Raw genomic sequence first — 2,651 nt, 5'->3', positions numbered from 1 at the left:
TATCGCAATGGTATCCTGAGCTTCAGCCTTAGATACTATCCGCTCCAACTCCCGTAACGCTCTAGCTGGTAAAGTAAATTCTAGGGGGAAATCATGATCATCCAATTCTTGAGTAGCTTTAGTCGTGGCACTTTCCTGTATTCTCCGATTAGTTTCCACAACTGCTAGTCGGTGACCGTCGGTAGCAGCAAATTCCAAGTTGTCCGACTTTACAGTAAGGTGAACCCCCGTCAGCACTTGCTTAGTTTCATCAGAACTGGTGGCAAATAAAGAACCCTGCAATCCAATCTTTAAGACTTCTACAGGAAGATGAACCGCAACGGATGCGTTAACTTCCGGCAGTTCCGGGAATTCCTCAGAACTCATTCCTCGAACCTGATAACGTCCAGTAGCTGAGGTTAAGGTCACAATCAGGCTATCACTGTCTGTACCTTTACCATCATCCTCTAGAGTAATTTCCCCTGAAGGTAGACGGGAGACAATATCATTGAGCAGTTTGGCTGGCAGGGTAATTTCCCCTCCTGTATCAACGTCAGCCTTAAAGCTAGTCTGGATACCCACGCTAAGGTCGAAAGCAGTTAGTAGCACCCGCTGATTTTTTTGGTCTGCTTCTAACAAAACATTACCCAGCACAGGATGAGTAGGGCGAGAAGGGACTACCCGGCTCACTAGTGAAAGGTTTGTATTGAGGTCACTTTGACTGCAAACCAGTTTCATGATTGGTTTCGTAATGGGGCTTACTTTAGGACAAAAATATAGCACTCGATTACTAATTTTTGTACAAAACCACCTCAAAAACGTAAGCATTCAGCGGTCAGTGGTCAGCGGTCAGTGGTCAGCGGTCAGTAGTCAGCGGTCAGTGGTCAGCGGTCAGTGGTCAGTGGTCACCAGTCACTGGTCAGTGGTCAGCGGTCACTGGTCAGTGGTCAGCAGTCAGCTAATAGCACCTCAAGTAGCGATGCAGCGCGTAGCCCATAGGCTGATAACTTACTCAAAAACAATAGCGCTATACTAATTGGCCTAGTAATCCATTTGTGGAAAAAGTTGTGGAAAAATTCGGTGATTTTTCCACAGAGCATTTATACTCAGAAGCTATATATTATAGCAGTAAACTCGATCATAGCATCAAGCTCAAGCCGTTAATTAACAAACGTTAATTAAAAAACGTTAATTAAAATATCGCTTTCTAGCCTAATCAGGTACAGAGTATTTTTCCCTGTTCCCGATTCCCGATTCCCGATTCCCGATTCCCGATTCCCGATTCCCTACTCCCTGCTCCCTAAACGCCAGGACAAAAGTACCTCAAACGTCGCTGATAATTGCTATAAACAAGCTTTATTTTTGGTTTTGACTCCTGGCTGTCAGATTTATGCGATCGCTTAACTGAGAAAGTTTCTGAGCTAACTCATCATCTTTTTCCCGCAGCTGAGCAATTTTATCGCAACTGTACATAACTGTCGTGTGGTCTTTGCCACCAAATTCTTCCCCAATTCGGGGTAGGCTCAATTCTGTATGCTGCCTCATCAGATACATCCCAATTTGCCTAGCCGAACTAATTTCTCGCCTCCGAGAGCTACTTTTTAAGTCTTCCACTGAAAGATTAAACGTATCGGATATAGTACTTAAAATCACTTCAGGAGAAGTCTTAATCTTCTTGGTCGGTGGGTTCAAAATCGGTGCAATATTTTCCACATTCATCGCTAAACCCGCAATCGATACATAAGTTACCGCCCTAATTAAAGCTCCCTCTAATTCTCTAATGTTAGAGGTATAGCTAGCAGCAATATACTCAACTACGTCGTGGGATAAACGTATATTTTCGTCCTCTGCCTTTTTTTGCAAGATAGCCATTCTGGTTTCTAAATCCGGTGGCTGAATATCAGCGATTAAACCCATAGAAAAGCGCGAACAAAGGCGTTCTTCCAAGCTATTAATCTGATGAGGAGGACGGTCTGATGCCAAGACAATTTGTTTACCAGCTTCGTGCAAAGTATTGAAGGTGTGGAAAAACTCTTCCTGAGTATATTCCTTACCTTCAAGAAACTGAATATCATCTACCAAAAGTACCTCAGCTGTCCGATAATGTTCTCGAAAGCTCTGGAGACTATCCTCGCGAATAGCAGAAATTAAATCATTAGTGAACTGCTCAGTAGAAACATAAAAAATTTTAGAGTCTGGGTTATTCTCCAAGCGGTAATGACCAATTGCCTGCATTAAGTGAGTTTTGCCTAAACCAACACCACCACAAAGAAACAGAGGGTTAAACTCCCGTCCTGGATACTCCCCTACCGCCAAAGATGCAGCATGAGCCATGCGATTATTAGGACCAACCACAAACCGAGAGAAAACATGCTTAGGATTTAACTTAGACCGTCTTGGCTGGTTTTTAAAGGTATTTTGGGAATGATTAGTGGCTACGGGAAATGACCAGGAAAAGTCAACATCACCAGTCATTGAGTTATTTTCTCCTGTAGCTGTTGTGAAGTGAATTTCCACTGGTTGACCTAAAATATCTTCCACGACATCAGCAATTGTTTTAACGTAATACTTCTGCAACCAATTTCTGGAAAAGGGATTGGCAGTGCGAATCAGCAAGCAGTTATTGTCAAGCTCTTGAGCGCTAGTTGTCTTGAGCCAAGTTTCAAAGGTGG

The 2,651-nt window shown here is 43.3% G+C and carries 3 protein-coding genes; 1 reads left to right on the top strand and 2 read right to left on the bottom strand.

The genetic code is table 11. The features are described 5' to 3' along the window. The coding region (gene dnaN, locus F6K49_RS40340) for a DNA polymerase III subunit beta (protein WP_293106451.1) at nt 1–717 on the bottom strand (717 nt) is incomplete at its 3' end. On the opposite strand from dnaN, the gene F6K49_RS40335 reads away from it, so the two are divergent. Continuing rightward, nucleotides 716–1,015 (top strand): hypothetical protein, encoded by a 300-nt coding sequence (locus tag F6K49_RS40335; protein WP_293066079.1) that lies wholly within the window; start codon nt 716–718, stop codon nt 1,013–1,015. The two genes, dnaN and F6K49_RS40335, sit on opposite strands and share 2 nt — an antisense overlap. A gap of 320 nt (nt 1,016–1,335) precedes the next feature. On the opposite strand, the gene dnaA is transcribed toward F6K49_RS40335, so the two are convergent. Next, a partial coding sequence (gene dnaA / locus F6K49_RS40330) for a chromosomal replication initiator protein DnaA (protein ID WP_293106448.1) occupies nt 1,336–2,651 on the bottom strand: 1,316 nt, incomplete at its 5' end.

Source organism: Moorena sp. SIO3I6, from assembly GCF_010672095.1.
This window is presented reverse-complemented; position numbering and strand designations above follow the sequence as displayed.

What these genes read in the sequence shown, in the direction of transcription:
- F6K49_RS40335 (WP_293066079.1), top strand. Translation starts at nt 716, where the DNA reads ATGATTGGTTTCGTAATGGGGCTTACTTTAGGACAAAAATATAGCACT.